This is a genomic window from Escherichia sp. E10V5, assembly GCF_004212315.1.
Taxonomy (GTDB): Bacteria; Pseudomonadota; Gammaproteobacteria; order Enterobacterales; family Enterobacteriaceae; genus Escherichia.
The window spans coordinates 134,574-154,434 of record NZ_RHJM01000007.1; the positions used below are offsets into that span (position 1 = coordinate 134,574).

Genomic DNA, 19,861 nt, shown 5'->3' on the forward strand with positions numbered 1-19,861 from the left:
CTCTTCTTCTGGCTGAAATCTTCAACCATTGCCTTATATTCACCTGCAAATGCACTGTTGGAAGAGGTTATCCGACATAACGCCCATAACAGGAGCATCCTATGAAAATGACAAAACTGGCCACACTATTTTTGACTGCCACTCTAAGCCTTGCCAGCGGCGCTGCTCTGGCTGCCGATAGCGGAGCGCAAACCAATAACGGCCAGGCAAACGCCGCGGCAGATGCGGGCCAGGTTGCCCCGGACGCTCGTGAAAATGTCGCACCAAATAACGTCGACAATAACGGGGTTAATACCAACTCGGGCGGGACGATGCTGCACCCGAATGGTTCATCCATGAATAATGGCGGCATGACCAAAGATGAAGAGCACAAAAACACCATGTGCAAAGATGGTCGCTGCCCGGACATCAATAAAAAGGTACAAACCGGTGATGGCATCAACAATGATGTCGATACCAAAACCGACGGTACTACGCAGTAAGCCAGGATATATGGCTGATAATGGGAGAGCGGAGGCTCTCCTTTTTAATTTTTCCCTTCTAAAAGAAGTATGATGTCATAAAGTTAAGTGAGATAAATTAAGGGATGACTCGTCATGGCGCACTCACACTCACACACTTCCCCACACCTACCAGAAGATAATAATGCTCGTCGCTTGTTGTATGCTTTCGGCGTAACTGCCGGGTTTATGCTGGTAGAAGTCATTGGCGGTTTTCTTTCCGGTTCTCTGGCATTGCTGGCTGATGCCGGACATATGTTGACCGATACTGCCGCCCTGCTTTTCGCCCTACTCGCAGTGCAATTTTCACGTCGTCCTCCCACCATTCGCCACACTTTCGGTTGGCTAAGATTGACCACGCTCGCGGCGTTTGTGAATGCCATCGCCCTGGTGGTGATTACGATTTTGATTGTCTGGGAGGCAATAGAACGTTTCCGCACGCCGCGTCCGGTTGAAGGCGGTATGATGATGGCGATTGCCGTGGCGGGATTGCTGGCAAATATACTTTCTTTCTGGTTACTTCATCACGGTAGTGAAGAGAAAAACCTCAACGTGCGAGCAGCGGCACTGCATGTGCTTGGGGACCTGCTGGGTTCCGTTGGCGCTATCGTCGCCGCGTTGATAATTATCTGGACCGGCTGGACACCTGCGGACCCCATTCTCTCGATACTCGTGTCGCTTCTGGTTCTGCGCAGCGCGTGGCGATTATTGAAAGACAGCGTGAATGAATTACTTGAAGGTGCGCCCGTTTCGCTGGATATTGCTGAAATGAAACGCCGCATGTGCCGGGAAATCCCGGAAGTCCGCAATGTGCACCATGTACATGTGTGGATGGTGGGCGAAAAGCCAGTGATGACGCTGCATGTGCAGGTGATCCCGCCACACGATCACGACGCGTTGTTGGATCAGATCCAACACTATCTGATGGATCACTATCAGATTGAGCACGCCACCATCCAGATGGAATATCAACCTTGTCATGGGCCAGACTGCCACCTGAATGAAGGGGTGTCTGGCCATTCACATCATCACCATTAATGGGACAGCGCGCGTGAACCTCTTTCGCGTGCGCTGTTGATCCACATCCGGCTGCCGTTGAGGGCAATAAAGGTCAGGATCAGATACTCCAGCGACATGGCATAGACGCCCTGCAAGGCGAAAATCACCACGCTAATCACGTTAATGATGACCCACAATAACCAGTTTTCGACGTATTTACGCGTCATCAGGATCATTGCCACGATGGAGAGTACCATCATGCAGGAGTCCCAGAATGGGAAGGCGTCCGGTTGCAATTCTGGCATCACTACCTGCAAACCCAATGCTTGCATAATCGTGACTGCCACGCGGGTCAAAAATGCAAACACCGGATTGATAAATAACGTCATCAGACCAATCGAAACCACGCAAACCGCCAACCAGCTTAGCGCCTTCGGCAATGGCAACCAGCGAATTTTTAACTCAGCTTCATGTTGACTGGTTTGTCGCGACCAGGCATACCAGCCATAAATGTTAGCAGCAAAGAAAAACACCTGTAACAGCAGGCTGGCATACAGCTGAATCTGAAAGAAAATAATGCCAAACAGGGTAACGTTGATCAGGCCAAAAAAGTAGTTGCTGATCTTCTCCAGACTGGCAAGGCCAATACACAGTAACCCAGCGATCGTCCCCACCGCTTCGATCCATGAGAGATCGTAACCGCCAGCACCGATCGGTATATGAACCAGAATGCTCTGTGTGCTAAAAAAATCCATCTTTCCCCCAATGCGTAGCGTGACGCCTTATTGTCAGTTATCCACGTAGTGTAGCCACAAAATCCAGCATACGGTTGAGCGGCACCAGCGCCCTCTCTCGCAGATTTTCGTCAACATGAACCTCGTGATTGCTTCCTCCCTGTTCCAGCGCCTCTGCGATGGCCTGAAGGCCATTCATTGCCATCCACGGACAATGAGCGCAACTTCGACAGGTAGCGCCCTCGCCTGCGGTTGGCGCTTCCAGCAATTCTTTATCTGGCACGGCCTGCTGCATTTTGTAGAAAATGCCCCGGTCAGTCGCCACAATCAGCTGCTGATGTGGCAATGTTTTTGCAGCGTTAATCAACTGACTTGTGGAACCAACAGCATCAGCCATATCGACAATAGCTTGTGGTGACTCCGGATGCACCAGTATGGCAGCATCAGGGTACTGTTTTTGTAAGCGGGTTAACGCCTGAGTCTTAAACTCGTCATGAACGATACAGGCACCTTGCCAGCATAAGATGTCTGCGCCTGTCTGTTTTTGCACGTAACGCCCCAGATGTTTGTCTGGTGCCCAGATAATTTTTTCACCCAAACTATCCAGATGATCAATGAGTTCGACGGCAATGCTTGAAGTTACCACCCAATCTGCACGCGCTTTTACCGCAGCAGAAGTGTTTGCGTAGACAACGACAGTACGATCGGGATGGGCATCGCAAAATGCGTTGAATTCTTCAATCGGACATCCGAGATCCAGTGAACATTCAGCCTGAAGTGTTGGCATCAGAATTGTTTTTTCCGGGCTGAGAATTTTGGCGGTTTCCCCCATAAATCTCACCCCAGCGACTAACAGCGTAGAAGCGGGATGCTTTGCACCGAAGCGGGCCATTTCCAGAGAATCAGAGATACAGCCATCGGTTTCTTCAGCCAGCTGTTGAATTTCGGGATCGGTATAGTAGTGGGCGACCATCACCGCATTACGTTCTTTCAGCAGCCGTTTGATTTTCTTGCGATAATACGCTTTTTCATCAATGCTTAACGGCGTTGGCTTCGGTGGAAAAGGATATATCGCCGTTTCAGGATCAAACATCACGCTCATTTGGTCATCTCGTTTTACAGGCTTAACGTTTATACCGACATGAAGCGTTCAACCCGCTGCAATCGGCCTCAATTGTTTTATATGCTAAACAAAATAGCCGAATGGTGAGGAAAAGTCACACGTATTACGCCTGATGTGCAGGATGCGTCATTTTACGCCTAATTCCACCGACGTAGAGTTGCTTGCACAGCAAGCTCTGACTATGTCATCAGGTTTACAACTTGAAATTGTGGGATGCCTGAATAGCAAAAAAGCGCCTTTAGGGCACTTTTTTACATTGGTGGGTCGTGCAGGATGACTCGCTTCGCTCGCCCTTCGGGCCGTCGCCGCAAGCGGCTCCGTTGTTTCGCTGCGCTCAACTCGAACCTGCTGCAGGTTCGAATCTTTGAGTATCGCAGATAGCAAAAAAGCGCCTTTAGGGCGCTTTTTTACATTGGTGGGTCGTGCAGGATGACTCGCTTCGCTCGCCCTTCGGGCCGTCGCCGCAAGCGGCTCCGTTGTTTCGCTGCGCTCAACTCGAACCTGCTGCAGGTTCGAATCTTTGAGTATCGTAGATAGCAAAAAAGCGCCTTTAGGGCGCTTTTTTACATTGGTGGGTCGTGCAGGATTCGAACCTGCGACCAATTGATTAAAAGTCAACTGCTCTACCAACTGAGCTAACGACCCCTTGCGGGATTATGCTGCTTAATCATTCAGGATGGTGGGTCGTGCAGGATTCGAACCTGCGACCAATTGATTAAAAGTCAACTGCTCTACCAACTGAGCTAACGACCCATATGGGTGTTACCTGAAAGATTTTTACTCGAATCCAATCTTTAAGATTGGTGGGTCGTGCAGGATTACTCGCTTCGCTCGCCCTACGGGCCGTTGCTGGCGCAACGTTATCCTTCACGCTTAACATCTGAGTTTGATGTTAAAATTGGTGGGTCGTGCAGGATTCGAACCTGCGACCAATTGATTAAAAGTCAACTGCTCTACCAACTGAGCTAACGACCCGAGTGGTGGGTGATGACGGGATCGAACCGCCGACCCCCTCCTTGTAAGGGAGGTGCTCTCCCAGCTGAGCTAATCACCCGATACTACGCTGGATACTACAAACTACTTCCACCAAACCCACCGCAATTAGTGGTGGGTCGTGCAGGATTCGAACCTGCGACCAATTGATTAAAAGTCAACTGCTCTACCAACTGAGCTAACGACCCGGTGGTGGGTGATGACGGGATCGAACCGCCGACCCCCTCCTTGTAAGGGAGGTGCTCTCCCAGCTGAGCTAATCACCCGATACTGCGCTGGATACTACTTAAAGTGGTGGGTCGTGCAGGATGACTCGACTTCGTCTCGCCCTTCGGGCCGTTGCTGACGCAACGTTATCCTTCACGTTTTACTACCGCTTCCACCTTAGCGATTGGTGGGTCGTGCAGGATTCGAACCTGCGACCAATTGATTAAAAGTCAACTGCTCTACCAACTGAGCTAACGACCCACTTTTTCGTTGCTTTCGGTTTGTTTGATATCCCGTGGCAACGGCGGCATATATTACTGATTTCAGACTTGAGCGCAACAAAAATTTCGATGTAGATCACTCAACTGCTTATGAATCGCACGACACGACCAGAAATAATGCGACTTCTGGTCGCGTGTTATGCATTACATGGCGTTCAGACGTTTTTGCGCCTGTTTAGCACCATCAGTACCAGGGTATTTACTGATAACCTGCTGGTACACGGCTTTTGCTTTCGCGGTGTCACCTTTGTCCTGCATGATGACGCCAACTTTAAACATCGCATCTGCAGCCTTCGGTGACTTCGGATAGTTTTTCACTACCGAAGCAAAATAGTACGCCGCATCATCTTTCTTACCCTTGTTGTAGTTTAACTGACCCAGCCAATAATTAGCGTTGGGCAGGTAAGTTGAATCAGGATAATTTTTGATGAAATTCTGAAATGCCACCATCGCGTCATCCTGGCGGGATTTATCCTGTACCAGCGCAATAGCTGCATTGTAATCAGTGTTTGCATCGCCGCTTTTCACCGGCGCACCAGCATTCGCAGTACCTGCATCAGCTGTTGGCGTCGTTGCCGCCGCTCCGCTTTGATCGCCGCCGGCTGATTGTGCCGCTGCACCACCGCTGCTAAGGCTATCGATCTGCAACAAGATCTGCTTCTGCCGCTCCACGACCTGATTCAGTTGATACTGATTTTCCTGAATTTGACCACGCAGGGAATCAATATCGGACTGATTATCAGAGAGTTGCTGCTGGAGTTGGGTCAAAAGCTGGCTGTGAGCATTTGAAATACGCTCAAGTTGAGTGACGCGGTCTTCGACCGAGCCTGAGCCGACACTACTGATTGGTGCCTGAGCAAAAGCGGCCCAGGGGGCCGCTATACCAACCAGTAACGACAGACTCAATAGTTGATGTCTGAAGTTACTGCTCATGCAATTCTCTTAGTAAACCAGTACCGCACGACGGTTTTTGGAGTATGCCGCTTCGTCATGACCCAGTACTGCAGGTTTTTCTTTACCGTAAGAAACGATGGAGATCTGGTCTGCAGAAACGCCTTTACCCTGCAGGTACATCTTAACGGCGTTCGCACGACGTTCACCCAGGGAGATGTTGTATTCCGGAGTACCACGTTCGTCCGCGTGACCTTCTACGGTGACTTTGTAAGACGGGTTGCTACGCAGGAAGTTTGCGTGCGCATCCAGCATTTGAGCGAAGTCAGAACGGATATCGTATTTGTCCAGGTCGAAGTAAACGATGTTGTTCTGCTGCAGCTGTTGCATTTGCAGACGAGCCTGCTCTTCGGAAGACATGTTGCCATTTCCGCCGTTCGCATCCATGCCAGTGCCGGCACCCAGCATGCCTTCGCTGCCGTCATTGCTGGCGTTCTTGTTGGAAGAACATGCCGCAATTGCCATAACAGGCAGAGCAATCATCAGCCCTTTCAGCACTTTGTTCAGTTGCATTTCAATGATTCCTTTACTATTCAATTAATTATTATCACAGATACGGCGACCAGGCAGGAAATTTGACCTGTCCATCAGTTGCCGGAAGACGCGCTTTGAAACGCCCATCTGTAGAAACCAAATTCAGCACGGATCCCATCCCCTGAGAAGAGCTGTAGATTACCATAGTGCCGTTAGGTGCCAGACTTGGCGTTTCATCCAGGAACGTTGAGGACAGAACTTGTACGCCTCCCGTTACCAGATCTTGTTTGGCAATGTGCTGCTGCCCACCATTGGAGCTAACCATTACCATAAATTTACCGTCGCTGCTGACATCCGCATCCTGGTTCTGCGAACCTTCCCAGGTAATACGTTGCGGCGCACCGCCGTTGATATTCACTTTATAAACCTGCGGACGACCGGCCTGGTCAGAGGTGAAGGCCAGGTTTTGACTGTCCGGGAACCAGGTCGGTTCGGTGTTGTTGCTGCGACCATCTGTTACCTGACGGATTTGACCAGAGGCTAAATCCATTACGTACAGATTCAGGCTACCAGTTTTCGACAGAGCAAAAGCCAGTTTGCTGCCGTCCGGCGAGAATGCAGGCGCACCGTTGTGACGCGGGAAGGAAGCAACCTGACGCACTGCACCGTTAGCCAGCGTCTGGATTACCAGCGCAGAACGACCGCTTTCGAAGGTAACATATGCCAGTTTAGAACCGTCCGGTGACCACGCCGGAGACATCAGCGGCTGCGGAGAACGGTGAACCACAAACTGGTTGTAGCCATCATAGTCAGACACGCGCAACTCATACGGGAACTGGCCACCATTGGTCTGAACAACATAGGCAATACGGGTACGGAACGCACCTTTAATGCCGGTCAGTTTTTCAAACACTTCATCACTGGCGGTATGGCCAGCGTAACGCAGCCATTGTTTGTTTACTTTGTATGAGTTCTGAGCAAGCACAGTACCCGGTGCACCGCCGGTATCAACCAGCTGATAAGCAACATTGTAAGAACCGTCCGGATTCGGAGTGACCTGACCTACAACGACAGCGTCAATGCCCAGCGCAGACCATGCAGCAGGTTGAACTTCCTGCGCGCTACCTGGCTGTTGAGGCAGACGAGCGCGATCTAACGGATTAAATTTACCGCTGTTACGCAAGTCAGCAGCAACGATGCCGCCAATATCTTCAGGTGCCGCACCTGGACCCGCCCACTGGAATGGAACGACACCAATAGGACGACCGGAATCTACACCACTGTCGATCACAATGCGGACTTCAGCATGCAGAACTGACGCCCACAGTATGAGAAAACCAAATGCTACTCGTAATGCCTGCTTCATCATATCTCCCTTATCTGGACAGATAGCCCACGATAATTTAGCAGAATGTTAACAAACTCAAATACACAAAACTACCAGAACCCTGCGACAACCGATGTCTGATGTTGACCGCCGTGACGACCAACATCGCGATTACGGTTTGAAGTCCAATGGTGCGTTCTTGAACACTTCATATACTGCCTGGCTTGGTGGTTTCGGGATCTTCGCAAGTTTAGCTGCTGCCAACGCAGCCTGACAAAGAGCGGGATCGCCACCTTCAGGTTTGATATCCAGTAACATGCCATCCGGTGCCAATTTTATGCGCAGCGTACAGGTTTTACCTGCATAGGACGATGCATCATAGAACTTACTTTCGATAGCAGATTTAATCTGCCCAGCATAGTTATTGATATCTGCGCCTGATGCGCCATTGTTTTTAGTATTACCACTCCCGGCAGGCGAAGCATTGTTCCCTTTCGCCCCTCCCCCCGTTTTCGGTGCATTCTTACCAGAGCTTAGCTCACCGAAAATATCATCTGCCTCCGCGGCAGCTTTTGCTGCAGCCGCTTTTTCAGCTGCTGCTTTTTCTGCTGCTGCTTTTGCCGCTGCGGCTTTTTTGTCTGCGGCGGCTTTTTCTGCCGCTGCTTTCTTATCAGCTGCTGCCTTTTCAGCAGCCGCTTTTTCTGCTGCTTTTTTGTCGGCTGCAGCTTTTTCAGCGGCGGCTTTCTTATCTGCAGCCGCCTTTTCAGCAGCCGCTTTCTGCTCAGCTTCGGCCTTCGCTTTTTCAGCAGCTTCAGTTGCCGCTTTCTTTCTTGCTTCAGCTGCAGCAGCTTCTGCCGCTTCCGCTTTCTTCTTCAGCGCCGCTGCAGCTTTGGCGGCTTCGGCCTCGGCTTTTTTCTGCGCTTCGGCTGCGGCTTTGGCGGCTTCTGCTTCTGCTTTTTTCTTCGCGTCCGCAGCCGCTTTCTTCGCTGCTTCTTCGGCAGCTTTGGCTTCCGCTTCAGCCTTCGCTTTAGCATCTGCCGCCGCTTTCGCTGCTGCCTCTTCCGCTTGCTTCTGCTTTAACTCGGCCTGTTTAGCGGCTTCTTCAGCCTGTTTCTTCTGTTCCTGAGCAGCTAACCGTTCTTTCTCAAGCTGCTTCAGGCGTTCCTGTTCAGCCGCTTGTTTCTCACGCAGTTCTTCAGCAGCCTGCTGTTCCTTCATCTTGCGCTGCTCTTCAGAACGCTTCGCGCTTGATTCCTGGCTTTGCATACGTTTGTACTGCTCAACTACCGCACCTGAATCAACCATTACAGCATCGATGGACGAACCACCGCCGCCTCCGGCTGAAGCTTCTATATTCTCATCGAACGAACCCCAGATCAGCGCTGCAAATAAGATGACATGCAGCACTGCTGAAATAATTATCGCCCGTTTGAGCTTGTCGTTTTGTTCGGTTGCCTTTGACACTCTCGGTTCCCAAAAACTGTTCGCCTGTTACCCGCTCTCTTAAAGCAAGGGAAACGCAGATGCTTAAATAGGCTGCGTCATTAAACCAACCGATTTCACACCCGCACTGTGTAACAAGTTCAGCGCTTTAATTATTTCATCGTAAGGCACATCTTTTGCGCCACCGATCAGAAAGACCGTTTTCGGGTTGGCCTTGAAACGGCTGGAAACTTCCGCCACCACCTGCTCTGGTGGTAAACGCTCCAGACGATCTTTCTCAACCACCACGGTGTACTGACCAATACCAGACACTTCAACAATCACAGGCGGATTATCGTTACTGCTCACCGCCTGTGATTCAGTAGCGTCTGGCAGATCGACCTCCACGCTCTGGGTGATGATGGGCGCTGTCGCCATAAAGATCAGCAACAGCACCAGCAGTACGTCCAGCAACGGTACAATGTTGATTTCGGACTTGAGATCGCGACGACCTCGTCCACGCGCTCTGGCCATGGCTTACCCCTTGTTGCTCTCGCTAACGGTAAACGCCTGGCGGTGCAGAATGGCGGTGAACTCTTCCATAAAGTTGTCGTAGTTCAGCTCCAGTTTGTTGACGCGCTGGTTCAGACGGTTGTAAGCCATAACCGCAGGAATTGCGGCAAACAGACCGATAGCCGTGGCGATCAACGCTTCTGCGATACCCGGTGCAACCATTTGCAGCGTCGCCTGTTTCACCGCGCCGAGCGCGATAAAGGCGTGCATGATCCCCCAGACTGTACCGAACAGACCGATATACGGGCTGATGGAACCTACCGTACCGAGAAACGGAATGTGCGTTTCCAGATTTTCCAGCTCACGGTTCATGGAAATACGCATCGCGCGCGACGCGCCTTCCACTACGGCTTCCGGTGCATGGCTGTTAGCACGATGCAGGCGCACAAACTCTTTGAACCCACTGTAAAAGATTTGTTCCGACCCCGAGAGATTATCTCGTTTTCCCTGGCTCTCCTGATAGAGGCGAGAAAGTTCGATTCCAGACCAGAATTTATCCTCAAACGCTTCGGCTTCGCGAGCCGCGGCGTTAAGAATACGGGTCCGCTGGATAATAATGGCCCAGGATGCGATTGAAAAACCAATCAAAATCAACATGATAAGTTTAACCAGAAGGCTCGCCTTCAGGAACAAATCAAGGATATTCATGTCAGTCACTGCTTAAACTCCGCGACAATAGACTTGGGAAGCGCACGAGGCTTCATTTTGAGTGGGTCAACGCAAACAATCAGAACCTCGGCTTCATTCAGCAGAGTATTCTCAGCGTTGACAATACGTTGCGTGAAAACCAAAGAGGTGCCACGCATTGATGTTATTTCAGTCTGTATTTCGAGCATATCGTCGAGCCGCGCAGGCGCGTAATATTCCACCGTCATCTTACGCACCACGAAGGCAACGCGTTCAGCCATCAGAGCCTGTTGACTGAAGTGATGATGACGCAGCATCTCTGTGCGTGCTCTTTCATAAAAAGCGATGTAACTGGCGTGGTACACCACACCACCGGCATCGGTATCTTCATAGTAGACGCGAACCGGCCATCGAAACAGCGTTGTATTCACTTTACATCCCAGTAATGCAACAAAAATTAGAACTTTTAAACGCTGCTACTATACGCGCGCGATTGAGGTTTGGGAATGAGGGCAAGTTAAGGGAGCGTAAAAATTTATGGACTGTTGAAGGTCCATAAATTTTTAAAGAGAATTCTGATTTAAAAGAAGAAGAAAATCAGCCCGACAATGAGAACGATATCGGCAAGCAGTGGGCAAAAAATCCCTTGCCAGAGAACCTTCTGCGGACGAAAACCCACGCCGTGAATTACGCCAGCACAGACGGCCCACATCAGCAATAAACCATGCCAGATTTCCAGTTCACTGGTCTTCGCGGCAAAACGTGATGGGTCCCAAAACATACATCCTGCTAACAGAAGCGCCATCACGAAGGAAAGCGCCCGCAGGGGGCGCTTGTCCATTACCGCATACAAAGTTGCGATAACCTTACTCATCAGCTGTCTTCTTGACCGGCTTTACCTGATTCGACGTGCTCAAGCGCCAGCGCGGTGATTACCCCAAACGAACAGGCAAGAAGCGTTCCCAGAATCCATGCGAAATACCACATTTTTAGCTCCTTACTTAGTACAGAGAGTGGGTGTTACGTTCAATATCTTCTTTGGTGATACGTCCGAACATTTTCCAGTAACACCAGGCGGTGTAGAGCAGAATGATCGGAACCAGAACCACCGCAACCCAGGTCATGACGTTAAGCGTCAGCTGGCTGGAAGTTGCATCCCACATTGTCAGACTTGCATTCATCATGGTGCTGGACGGCATCACAAACGGGAACATCGCGATACCGGCAGTCAGGATGATGCAGGCCAGCGTCAGGGAGGAGAACACAAACGCCCACGCGGCTTTATCCATACGTGCAGTCAGGATGGTCAGCAGCGGCAGAACCACACCCAGCGCCGGAATAGCCCACAGAATCGGCGTGTTGTTGAAGTTCACCAACCATGCGCCAGCTTCACGAACCACTTCTTTATTCAGCGGGTTAGAGGCAGCGTAATGGTCCATTGTCGATTTCACGACATAACCATCGATACCGTACATCACCCATACACCCGCCAGTGCGAAGCAGACCAGCGTCACCAGTGCCGCTACCTGTGCCGTTGCACGGGTACGCAGGTGCAGTTCGCCCACGGTACGCATCTGCAGATAGGTTGCGCCCTGGGTAATGATCATCCCTACGCTTACCACACCTGCCAGCAGGCCGAATGGGTTAAGCAGCTGGAAGAAGTTACCGGTGTAGTACAGACGCAGATATTCATCAACGTTAAACGGTACGCCCTGCAACAGGTTACCGAACGCCACACCAATCACTAGCGGCGGAACGAAGCTACCAATGAAGATGCCCCAGTCCCACATGTTACGCCAGCGGGTTTCTTCAATCTTGGAGCGGTAATCAAAACCGACCGGACGGAAGAACAGAGATGCCAGCACAAGGATCATCGCCACATAGAAGCCGGAGAACGCAGCGGCATAGACCATCGGCCAGGCAGCAAACAGTGCGCCGCCTGCGGTGATAAGCCAAACCTGGTTACCGTCCCAGTGTGGTGCGATGGAGTTAATCATAATTCGACGCTCGGTGTCGTTACGACCGAGGAAACGGGTGAGCATGCCCACCCCCATGTCGAAACCGTCAGTGACTGCAAAACCAATCAGCAGAATGCCAACCAGCAGCCACCAGATAAAACGCAATACTTCATAATCGATCATTTGACGACTCCTGTCTTAGCGTGCCGGCTGAGTAGTCGTGGAGGACTGCTCAAAGTGATAGCGACCGGTTTTCAGGCTGCTTGGGCCGAGGCGTGCAAACTTGAACATTAAGAACAATTCTGCCACCAGGAACAGGGTATACAGGCCGCAAATCAGCACCATCGAGAAGATGAGATCGCCTGCGGTCAGTGACGAGTTCGCCACAGCTGTCGGCAGCACTTCACCGATAGCCCACGGTTGGCGGCCATATTCAGCCACGAACCAGCCCGCTTCTACAGCAATCCACGGCAGCGGAATACCGTACAGCGCGGCGCGCAGCAGCCATTTTTTCTCGCCAATGCGGTTGCGGATGACACTCCAGAAGGAGAGCGCAATGATTGCCAGCAGCAGGAAGCCACACGCCACCATAATACGGAACGCGAAGTACAGCGGCGCTACACGCGGAATGGAGTCTTTGGTTGCCTGTTGAATCTGAGCTTCAGTCGCATCAGCCACGTTCGGCGTATAGCGTTTCAGCAGCAGACCGTAACCGAGGTCTTTCTTCATGCTATTGAACTGGTCACGAACCGCCTGGTCGGTAGAACCAGAACGCAGTTGTTCGAGCAGAGAGTACGCTTTCATCCCGTTACGGATGCGTTCTTCATGCTGAACCATCAGCTCTTTCAGGCCGATCACTGGCGTATCCACGGAACGCGTTGCAATGATGCCCAGCGCGTAAGGGATCTGGATCGCAAATTTGTTCGTCTGCTCATCCTGATCAGGAATACCGAACAGAGTAAAGGCAGCAGGCGCAGGTTGAGTTTCCCACTCGGCTTCAATTGCAGCCAGTTTGGTTTTCTGCACGTCGCCCATTTCGTAACCGGATTCATCACCCAGAACAATAACAGACAGAACGGCAGCCATACCGAAGCTTGCAGCGATAGCAAAGGAGCGTTTAGCGAAGGCGAAGTCACGGCCTTTCAGCATATACCATGCGCTGATACCGAGGATGAACATCGCGCCAGTCACATAACCAGAGGCTACAGTGTGAACGAATTTCACCTGAGCAACCGGGTTAAGCACCAGTTCGGAGAAGCTCACCATCTCCATACGCATGGTTTCGAAATTGAAATCGGACGCGATTGGGTTTTGCATCCAGCCGTTCGCAACCAGAATCCACAGTGCGGACAGGTTTGAACCGAGCGCCACCAGCCAGGTGACACACATATGCTGAACTTTACCCAGACGATCCCAACCGAAGAAGAACAGACCTACAAAGGTGGATTCGAGGAAGAAGGCCATCAGACCTTCGATTGCCAGCGGCGCACCGAAGATATCCCCTACATAGTGGGAATAGTAGGACCAGTTAGTCCCGAACTGGAACTCCATGGTCAGACCGGTTGCCACACCCAGAGCAAAGTTGATACCAAACAACTTGCCCCAGAACTTGGTCATATCTTTATAAATCTGTTTGCCGGAAAGGACGTAGACCGTTTCCATAATGGCCAGCAGGAACGCCATACCGAGCGTCAGCGGCACAAAAAGGAAGTGGTACATCGCGGTCAAGGCAAACTGTAAGCGCGACAGTTCGACTATATCTAACATCATGACTCCTTGCTCATCGCATGAAGACTCCGAGAGTGAACCCCGTTAGAAAGGGTCACACGCATGCCCCAATACAAAATTATTTGCTCGCCCCTATCGTTGCCATTTCATCAAAAGAGGAAAGACAATGATAAAAAAGTTACAAATATGTTAATGAATAAACCAAATTGATCCCGTAATTATATTACGCCGCAAAATCCTTACAATAAACAGGTTTTTATTGAGCAAATTTGCATTTTTCGACAGTGATCAATTTATAGTGAAATTGTCACCATCCCACCAATTTGATCTACGACAATTTATCGCGTTTTGCAGATTTTTTTCAAGAATTAAAAATTGATTTATATCAAAATCAACCAGATATGTTAACCATGTATAATCTATAGATCATTGGTAATTTTATTGTTAATTTATTGTAACCAAATAGCACAGTAAAATTACCACCATGGAAATGCATAGATAAAAAACCAGTATTTTATTTAACAGAACCGCCTTACCCAATTTTTATAAGACTAATTGGTTAGATTAGCCAATTTGTTGTCATTTTACATAACATATTTTTATCAAAGTTAATTGATTGTTGTCTTTATGAGCACCAACCTTTACCCCGGAATGTTATTGTTGCTTTGCTAATAATCACATTGAAGGATGGATTTGTAGAATTCAGGAAGAAGGGAAAGAGAGCTTTTAAGCTAAATTACATCTGATATAAGTATTTTTCCCCTTTTTATATTCAATGAACGGCTCAGTGCCCCAACATCAAACAACATGAGATTCAATAACTAAGTTTATCCTGTGTTGGTATATGTAAATTATTTTTATTAACCCAGCAGCAAGACGAGACAATGAAACGGTATTATATCTGGACGTTATTGAACACCAGCCCACTCGAAGTAATACGTTCCACTGCTCAAGAATAATCATTTGAGTAGAAGTGATTAATTAGGTCCAATGAATAGCACAACCCCAAATGAGTTATTAACCATTTGTTACTTTAAACATTACCGTTACAATTCCATGTTAAGACGGCAGTAAATTGCATTAATAATGCGCACCAAACTTTATGAACTACTTTTATAACCAGTCCCCTCTTAAAAAATGCAAATCAGATGTTGATCACAAATATATCAATACATTAAATCAATATAATTTGAAAAATTAAAATCAATAACAACCATATACGTAACCCATTGAAATAACCGTCATATTTAAAGCAATCACATAAACAAGCATTTTTCGAAAGATATTTTGAAAATAGATCAATTGCAACCAGACGACAGGACACAGACACTCCAGTGTTATTAATCATGTGCCACAGAAACGGCCATAAATACGACGTGTGTAACTTATTTTACTCTCTGTCTTACAAAGGATTACCCATGAAGAAAGCAACACTAGTGCTTGGCGTTATTGGTGCCGACTGCCATGCAGTTGGCAATAAAGTTCTGGATCGCGTTTTTACTTCTCATGACTTCAGAGTCATAAACCTGGGCGTAATGGTCAGCCAGGATGAATATATTGATGCTGCCATTGAAACTGGCGCTGACGCGATAGTAGTTTCCTCTATCTATGGGCATGGTGATATCGACTGTCTGGGTATGCGTGAACGCTGCATCGAACGTGGGCTGGGCGACATTCTGCTCTATGTAGGCGGTAACCTGGTGGTGGGTAAACATGACTTCGCTAACGTGCAAATCAAATTCAAAGAGATGGGTTTTGACCGCGTCTTCGCCCCCAGCCATGACTTAGAAGATGTCTGCCAGCTGATGTCCAACGATATCAACCAGCGTCATGGTGTTGAAACACGTATTTTCGAAGAGGCCATCTGATGCAAATCGTCTCTGTCGATATTGGATCGACGTGGACCAAAGCTGCCCTCTTTACCCGGGAGGGGGACGCGTTAACGCTGGTTAACCACGTTCTGACCCCAACCACCACGCATCATCTGGCCGATGGTTTTTTCTCAAGCCTGAATCAGGTGTTAAACGTAGATAACGCCCTCCCCCTGTTAAAAAACGGCGAAGTCGCATTGAAGTACTCCTCTTCAGCCAAAGGTGGACTGGCGGTTGCCGCAATGGGATTAGTGCCTTCTATTACCCTGGAATCCGCGAAAGTAACCGCTCACTCTGCTGGCGCTAAAATAGCGCAGCATTACTCCTACAAGCTGAACCGCCGTGATATTCAGGCGCTGGAAGAGTCACCACCCGATATCCTCTTATTCACTGGCGGCACCGACGGCGGAGAAGAGAGTTACGGGCTAAATAACGCCCGTGTGCTGGCGGAATCAAAACTCGATTGCGCCATTATATATGCCGGAAACAGGGACATTCAGGACAATATACAGGACATCCTCGGGCATAAAGATCTGACCATCGTCGATAACGTCCTGCCTGACCTTGAAAATCCCTCCCCTTTCGCCGCGCGACAGGCCATCTGCGACATTTTCCTCAAACGCATTGTTAAAGGAAAAGGACTGGATGTCATTGTTGATGAAACGGGCGAAGAGCCAATGCCAACGCCGTGGACAGTTTTTGAACTGGTTAAGGCAATCAGTAATGTCGATAGCCGTTGGAAAGAGTTCATGCTGATCGACATGGGCGGCGCAACCACCGATATGTATTCTGCCTGTGCCAATAATCTCTCACCCGACACCGTTTTACACGGCGTACCGGAACCCTTCGTAAAACGGACCGTTGAAGGCGATCTGGGAATGCGCGTCTCAGCAATGGTGGTTGGTGAAAGCGCAAAAGACTTAGTTAATGTGATCTTTTCTCAGCACCCCACGCAGCAGGACGCTTTTTATCATTATCTCCGTCATTTGGTTGCACATCCCGACCATTTACCCACTAACGCAGAAGAAAAATATTTCGATACTGTGCTGGCCGGACTGTGCGTAGGTTACGCCACTGAACGCCATGCCGGCACCAAAAAAGAGGTCTGCACCTGCGTCGGCAATGTCGATTTACAGATGGGACGCGACCTGACCACCGTGCGCAAAGTCGTTGGTTCCGGTGGATGGCTGTCGCGCGCCAGCCAGTTTGATATTCATCGTTGGTTGAAATACCGCGAGTTAAACGACGACGGCAAACGCATTCTCTTACCGACCGAATTTGAATATTACCGCGATTCACGGGGGCTATTTCCACTGCTGGCAAACGTCGCCAGAGTCGATCCTCAGGCCGCCGCGCGTACCAGTATTCAATGCTTAACCCTATAACAATTAAGGTAGCAATCAATGGAACTTCGAAATAAGAAATTAACCCATGACGAATTCATGACCGAGCGGCAACAGGTACTGAAAACCTGGGAAACTGGCAAGGATGTTGAAAACTTCGAAGATGGCGTTAAATATCAACAAACTATTCCTGATCACAAACGCTTCTCCCTTGCCCTACTGAAAGCAGACCTGGAAGGTAAAACGCTTAGCCAACCGCGCGCAGGCGTGGCGTTGATGGACGAGCACATCGAACTACTGAAAACACTGCAAGATGAGTGCGATTTGCTGCCGAGCACCATCGATGCCTATACCCGTCTGAATCGTTACGAAGAAGCCGCGGTAGGGATTAAAAAATCCATCGAAGCCGGAACCTCTAAACTGAACGGTTTACCGGTGGTTAACCACGGCGTCGCAGCATGCCGTCGTCTGACCGAAACCTTGCAAAAACCGCTACAGATCCGCCATGGCACACCAGATGCGCGGCTGCTGGCTGAAATCTCAATGGCCAGCGGCTTCACCAGCTATGAAGGCGGCGGCATTTCCTACAATATTCCGTATGCCAAACGCGTAACGCTGGAAAAATCGATCCGCGACTGGCAGTACTGCGACCGTTTAATGGGGCTGTATGAAGAGCACGGAATTCGCATCAACCGTGAACCGTTTGGCCCGCTTACAGGTACCTTGATTCCACCGTTTATCTCGCACTCTATTGCGATAATCGAAGGCTTGCTGGCACTGGAACAGGGCGTGAAATCTATCACCGTCGGTTATGGTCAGGTCGGAAGCCTGACGCAAGATATTGCGGCGATCCAGTCTCTGCGGGAACTCGCTCACGAATACTTCCAGAATCATGGCTATGCAGAGTACGAATTAAGTACGGTGTTCCACCAGTGGATGGGCGGTTTTCCGGAAGACGAGTCAAAAGCGTTCGCGATTATCTCCTGGGGCGCGGCGGTTGCTGGAATGTCGGGCGCGACCAAAGTCATCACCAAGAGTCCGCATGAAGCCTGGGGCATCCCTACCGCTGCCGCCAACGTGCAGGGACTGAAAGCCTCCCGCCAAATGCTCAATATGGTTAGCGATCAGAAATTCCCACCGTGTCCTGCGGTGGAACTGGAAGTTGAGCTGATTAAGAGTGAAGTTCGCGCCGTGCTGAATAAAGTGTTCGAACTGGGGAATGGGGATATCGCGCGCGGTACGGTGCTGGCATTTGAAGCGGGCGTACTGGATGTGCCGTTTGCGCCAGCCGCCTGCAACGCGGGCAAAATTCTTCCGGTTCGCGACAACACTGGCGCGATACGCGTGCTGGAAGCCGGCGCCGTTCCGTTGCCAAAAGACATTCTCGACCTTCACCACGATTACGTTGCTGAACGCGCACGCTTTGAAGGACGCCAACCGACATTCCAGATGGTTGTTGATGACATCAATGCTGTATCCCACAGTAAATTAATAGGAAGACCATAATGAAAATAAAACAGGCCCTGTTCACCGCTGGCTACTCCTCATTCTATTTCGATGACCAGCAGGCGATAAAAAACGGAGCGGGCCACGACGGATTTTTTTATACCGGGGAGCCGGTTACGTCTGGTTTTAGCGCAGTACGTCAGGCTGGGGAATGCGTTTCAGTTCAGTTGATTCTGGAAAATGGCGCGGTCGCGGTTGGTGACTGTGCTGCGGTACAGTACTCCGGGGCAGGCGGTCGCGATCCGCTGTTCCTCGCCGAGCATTTTATTCCGTTCCTTAATGACCATATCAAACCGTTACTGGAAGGCCGCGATGTGGATGCGTTTGTGCCGAACGCCCGTTTTTTCGACAAGCTGCGTATTGACGGCAACTTGCTGCATACCGCCGTGCGCTATGGATTATCGCAGGCGCTACTTGACGCTACCGCGCTGGCAACGGGCCGTCTGAAAACTGAAGTAGTTTGCGATGAATGGCAGTTACCGCGCGTGGCGAAATCCATTCCTTTATTTGGTCAGAGCGGCGACGATCGGTATATCGCCGTCGATAAGATGATCCTTAAAGGGATCGACGTACTGCCCCATGCGCTGATTAATAACGTCGAAGAGAAGCTGGGCTTTAAGGGCGAAAAACTGCGCGAATATATCCGCTGGCTGTCAGATCGCATTCTGAGCAAACGTACCAGCGCTCGCTACCACCCTACGCTGCACATCGATGTATACGGCACCATCGGTCTGATCTTCGACATGGATCCCGTTCGCTGCGCGCAATACATCGCCAGCCTGGAAGAAGAAACACAAGGTCTGCCGCTGTACATTGAAGGCCCGGTCGATGCCGGTAACAAACCTGACCAAATTCGCCTGTTGACTGCCATCACCAAAGAGCTGACGCGCCTCGGTTCCGGCGTGAAAATTGTCGCCGACGAATGGTGTAACACCTACCAGGATATCGTTGATTTCACTGATGCAGCCAGTTGCCACATGGTGCAAATCAAAACGCCTGATCTGGGCAGTATTCACAACATCGTCGATGCGGTTCTGTACTGCAACAGCCACGGAATGGAAGCCTATCAGGGTGGCACCTGTAACGAAACCGATGTCAGCGCCCGAACTTGTGTCCACGTAGCTCTTGCCGCGCGTCCCATGCGGATGCTGGTAAAACCGGGGATGGGGTTTGACGAAGGCCTCGACATCGTGTTCAACGAAATGACTCGTACTATCGCGCTGATGCTGGCTAAGGATTAACAG

Annotated in this window: 19 protein-coding genes, 7 tRNA genes and 2 other RNA genes; 6 read left to right on the forward strand and 22 right to left on the reverse strand. The window is 50.1% G+C overall.

Annotated features, from left to right (window positions below; genetic code table 11):
* The first annotated feature begins 101 nt into the window (after positions 1-101).
* Positions 102-482 (forward strand): YbgS-like family protein, encoded by a 381-nt coding sequence (locus D9738_RS06550; RefSeq protein ID WP_130209916.1) that lies wholly within the window; start codon positions 102-104, stop codon positions 480-482.
* Positions 483-596: 114 nt separating this feature from the next.
* Positions 597-1,538, forward strand: coding sequence for a CDF family zinc transporter ZitB (gene zitB, locus D9738_RS06555; protein WP_130259796.1), 942 nt, complete (start codon positions 597-599; stop codon positions 1,536-1,538).
* Here the strand turns inward: zitB and pnuC are convergent.
* The 22 genes from pnuC to cydA all read right to left on the reverse strand — a co-directional run bounded on the left by pnuC (position 1,535) and on the right by cydA (position 13,936).
* On the reverse strand, positions 1,535-2,254 hold the full coding sequence (gene pnuC, locus D9738_RS06560; protein WP_130259797.1) for a nicotinamide riboside transporter PnuC: 720 nt from the start codon (positions 2,252-2,254) through the stop codon (positions 1,535-1,537). The genes zitB and pnuC overlap by 4 nt on opposite strands.
* Before the next feature lie 37 nt (positions 2,255-2,291).
* Complete coding sequence (nadA, locus tag D9738_RS06565; protein ID WP_130259798.1) at positions 2,292-3,335, reverse strand: quinolinate synthase NadA; 1,044 nt, start codon at positions 3,333-3,335, stop codon at positions 2,292-2,294.
* A 278-nt stretch (positions 3,336-3,613) separates the two neighbouring features.
* A non-coding RNA gene (locus D9738_RS06570) (RtT sRNA) lies at positions 3,614-3,739 on the reverse strand.
* A 30-nt stretch (positions 3,740-3,769) separates the two neighbouring features.
* Positions 3,770-3,895, reverse strand: a non-coding RNA gene (locus D9738_RS06575) — RtT sRNA.
* Positions 3,896-3,925: 30 nt separating this feature from the next.
* A tRNA-Lys gene (locus tag D9738_RS06580) sits at positions 3,926-4,001 on the reverse strand.
* A gap of 32 nt (positions 4,002-4,033) precedes the next feature.
* Positions 4,034-4,109: transfer RNA gene (locus D9738_RS06585), tRNA-Lys, on the reverse strand.
* 146 nt (positions 4,110-4,255) lie between these two features.
* Positions 4,256-4,331: transfer RNA gene (locus D9738_RS06590), tRNA-Lys, on the reverse strand.
* A 3-nt stretch (positions 4,332-4,334) separates the two neighbouring features.
* Positions 4,335-4,410 (reverse strand) — tRNA-Val (locus D9738_RS06595).
* 51 nt (positions 4,411-4,461) lie between these two features.
* Positions 4,462-4,537, reverse strand: a tRNA-Lys gene (locus D9738_RS06600).
* A 2-nt stretch (positions 4,538-4,539) separates the two neighbouring features.
* A tRNA-Val gene (locus D9738_RS06605) sits at positions 4,540-4,615 on the reverse strand.
* A 126-nt stretch (positions 4,616-4,741) separates the two neighbouring features.
* Positions 4,742-4,817 (reverse strand) — tRNA-Lys (locus D9738_RS06610).
* 164 nt (positions 4,818-4,981) lie between these two features.
* Positions 4,982-5,770: a cell division protein CpoB gene (gene cpoB / locus D9738_RS06615; RefSeq protein WP_130209908.1), complete on the reverse strand. Its 789-nt coding sequence runs from the start codon at positions 5,768-5,770 to the stop codon at positions 4,982-4,984.
* Between the two features lie 9 nt (positions 5,771-5,779).
* A complete protein-coding gene (pal, locus tag D9738_RS06620; RefSeq protein ID WP_001295306.1) occupies positions 5,780-6,301 on the reverse strand; it encodes a peptidoglycan-associated lipoprotein Pal in 522 nt (173 codons plus the stop codon).
* A gap of 34 nt (positions 6,302-6,335) precedes the next feature.
* Positions 6,336-7,628: a Tol-Pal system beta propeller repeat protein TolB gene (tolB, locus tag D9738_RS06625; RefSeq protein WP_010352214.1), complete on the reverse strand. Its 1,293-nt coding sequence runs from the start codon at positions 7,626-7,628 to the stop codon at positions 6,336-6,338.
* Positions 7,629-7,760: 132 nt separating this feature from the next.
* Complete coding sequence (gene tolA / locus D9738_RS06630) at positions 7,761-9,053, reverse strand: cell envelope integrity protein TolA (RefSeq protein ID WP_130259799.1); 1,293 nt, start codon at positions 9,051-9,053, stop codon at positions 7,761-7,763.
* 63 nt (positions 9,054-9,116) lie between these two features.
* Positions 9,117-9,545 (reverse strand): colicin uptake protein TolR, encoded by a 429-nt coding sequence (gene tolR / locus D9738_RS06635; protein WP_000090097.1) that lies wholly within the window; start codon positions 9,543-9,545, stop codon positions 9,117-9,119.
* Positions 9,546-9,548: 3 nt separating this feature from the next.
* Positions 9,549-10,241: a Tol-Pal system protein TolQ gene (gene tolQ, locus D9738_RS06640; protein WP_000131310.1), complete on the reverse strand. Its 693-nt coding sequence runs from the start codon at positions 10,239-10,241 to the stop codon at positions 9,549-9,551.
* Positions 10,238-10,642: a tol-pal system-associated acyl-CoA thioesterase gene (gene ybgC, locus D9738_RS06645; RefSeq protein ID WP_001098372.1), complete on the reverse strand. Its 405-nt coding sequence runs from the start codon at positions 10,640-10,642 to the stop codon at positions 10,238-10,240. The genes tolQ and ybgC overlap by 4 nt, the downstream gene beginning before the upstream one ends.
* Before the next feature lie 149 nt (positions 10,643-10,791).
* Positions 10,792-11,085: a cyd operon protein YbgE gene (gene ybgE, locus D9738_RS06650; protein WP_063096546.1), complete on the reverse strand. Its 294-nt coding sequence runs from the start codon at positions 11,083-11,085 to the stop codon at positions 10,792-10,794.
* On the reverse strand, positions 11,085-11,198 hold the full coding sequence (gene cydX, locus D9738_RS06655) for a cytochrome bd-I oxidase subunit CydX (protein ID WP_000270283.1): 114 nt from the start codon (positions 11,196-11,198) through the stop codon (positions 11,085-11,087). The genes ybgE and cydX overlap by 1 nt, the downstream gene beginning before the upstream one ends.
* A 14-nt stretch (positions 11,199-11,212) precedes the next feature.
* Positions 11,213-12,352 carry a cytochrome d ubiquinol oxidase subunit II gene (gene cydB / locus D9738_RS06660; protein WP_000568264.1) on the reverse strand — a complete coding sequence of 380 codons (1,140 nt, stop codon included), beginning with the start codon at positions 12,350-12,352 and terminating at the stop codon, positions 11,213-11,215.
* A gap of 15 nt (positions 12,353-12,367) precedes the next feature.
* Positions 12,368-13,936 carry a cytochrome ubiquinol oxidase subunit I gene (cydA, locus tag D9738_RS06665; protein WP_010331061.1) on the reverse strand — a complete coding sequence of 523 codons (1,569 nt, stop codon included), beginning with the start codon at positions 13,934-13,936 and terminating at the stop codon, positions 12,368-12,370.
* Positions 13,937-15,315: 1,379 nt separating this feature from the next.
* Here cydA and glmS point away from each other — a divergent pair.
* Genes glmS through D9738_RS06685 form a run of 4 tightly spaced genes read left to right on the forward strand, consistent with a single transcriptional unit; the run spans position 15,316 to position 19,858 of the window.
* Complete coding sequence (gene glmS / locus D9738_RS06670; RefSeq protein WP_130209904.1) at positions 15,316-15,765, forward strand: methylaspartate mutase subunit S; 450 nt, start codon at positions 15,316-15,318, stop codon at positions 15,763-15,765.
* A complete protein-coding gene (glmL, locus tag D9738_RS06675; RefSeq protein WP_130259800.1) occupies positions 15,765-17,153 on the forward strand; it encodes a methylaspartate mutase accessory protein GlmL in 1,389 nt (462 codons plus the stop codon). The genes glmS and glmL overlap by 1 nt, the downstream gene beginning before the upstream one ends.
* A gap of 18 nt (positions 17,154-17,171) precedes the next feature.
* On the forward strand, positions 17,172-18,617 hold the full coding sequence (locus D9738_RS06680; protein ID WP_130209900.1) for a methylaspartate mutase subunit E: 1,446 nt from the start codon (positions 17,172-17,174) through the stop codon (positions 18,615-18,617).
* Complete coding sequence (locus D9738_RS06685) at positions 18,617-19,858, forward strand: methylaspartate ammonia-lyase (protein WP_130259801.1); 1,242 nt, start codon at positions 18,617-18,619, stop codon at positions 19,856-19,858. The genes D9738_RS06680 and D9738_RS06685 overlap by 1 nt, the downstream gene beginning before the upstream one ends.
* Positions 19,859-19,861: the final 3 nt, after the last annotated feature.

What these genes read in the sequence shown, in the direction of transcription:
- D9738_RS06550 (WP_130209916.1), top strand. Translation starts at nt 102, where the DNA reads ATGAAAATGACAAAACTGGCCACACTATTTTTGACTGCCACTCTAAGC.
- zitB (WP_130259796.1), top strand. Translation starts at nt 597, where the DNA reads ATGGCGCACTCACACTCACACACTTCCCCACACCTACCAGAAGATAAT.
- pnuC (WP_130259797.1), bottom strand. Translation starts at nt 2,254, where the DNA reads ATGGATTTTTTTAGCACACAGAGCATTCTGGTTCATATACCGATCGGT.
- nadA (WP_130259798.1), bottom strand. Translation starts at nt 3,335, where the DNA reads ATGAGCGTGATGTTTGATCCTGAAACGGCGATATATCCTTTTCCACCG.
- cpoB (WP_130209908.1), bottom strand. Translation starts at nt 5,770, where the DNA reads ATGAGCAGTAACTTCAGACATCAACTATTGAGTCTGTCGTTACTGGTT.
- pal (WP_001295306.1), bottom strand. Translation starts at nt 6,301, where the DNA reads ATGCAACTGAACAAAGTGCTGAAAGGGCTGATGATTGCTCTGCCTGTT.
- tolB (WP_010352214.1), bottom strand. Translation starts at nt 7,628, where the DNA reads ATGAAGCAGGCATTACGAGTAGCATTTGGTTTTCTCATACTGTGGGCG.
- tolR (WP_000090097.1), bottom strand. Translation starts at nt 9,545, where the DNA reads ATGGCCAGAGCGCGTGGACGAGGTCGTCGCGATCTCAAGTCCGAAATC.
- ybgE (WP_063096546.1), bottom strand. Translation starts at nt 11,085, where the DNA reads ATGAGTAAGGTTATCGCAACTTTGTATGCGGTAATGGACAAGCGCCCC.
- cydX (WP_000270283.1), bottom strand. Translation starts at nt 11,198, where the DNA reads ATGTGGTATTTCGCATGGATTCTGGGAACGCTTCTTGCCTGTTCGTTT.
- cydB (WP_000568264.1), bottom strand. Translation starts at nt 12,352, where the DNA reads ATGATCGATTATGAAGTATTGCGTTTTATCTGGTGGCTGCTGGTTGGC.
- cydA (WP_010331061.1), bottom strand. Translation starts at nt 13,936, where the DNA reads ATGTTAGATATAGTCGAACTGTCGCGCTTACAGTTTGCCTTGACCGCG.
- glmS (WP_130209904.1), top strand. Translation starts at nt 15,316, where the DNA reads ATGAAGAAAGCAACACTAGTGCTTGGCGTTATTGGTGCCGACTGCCAT.
- glmL (WP_130259800.1), top strand. Translation starts at nt 15,765, where the DNA reads ATGCAAATCGTCTCTGTCGATATTGGATCGACGTGGACCAAAGCTGCC.
- D9738_RS06680 (WP_130209900.1), top strand. Translation starts at nt 17,172, where the DNA reads ATGGAACTTCGAAATAAGAAATTAACCCATGACGAATTCATGACCGAG.
- D9738_RS06685 (WP_130259801.1), top strand. Translation starts at nt 18,617, where the DNA reads ATGAAAATAAAACAGGCCCTGTTCACCGCTGGCTACTCCTCATTCTAT.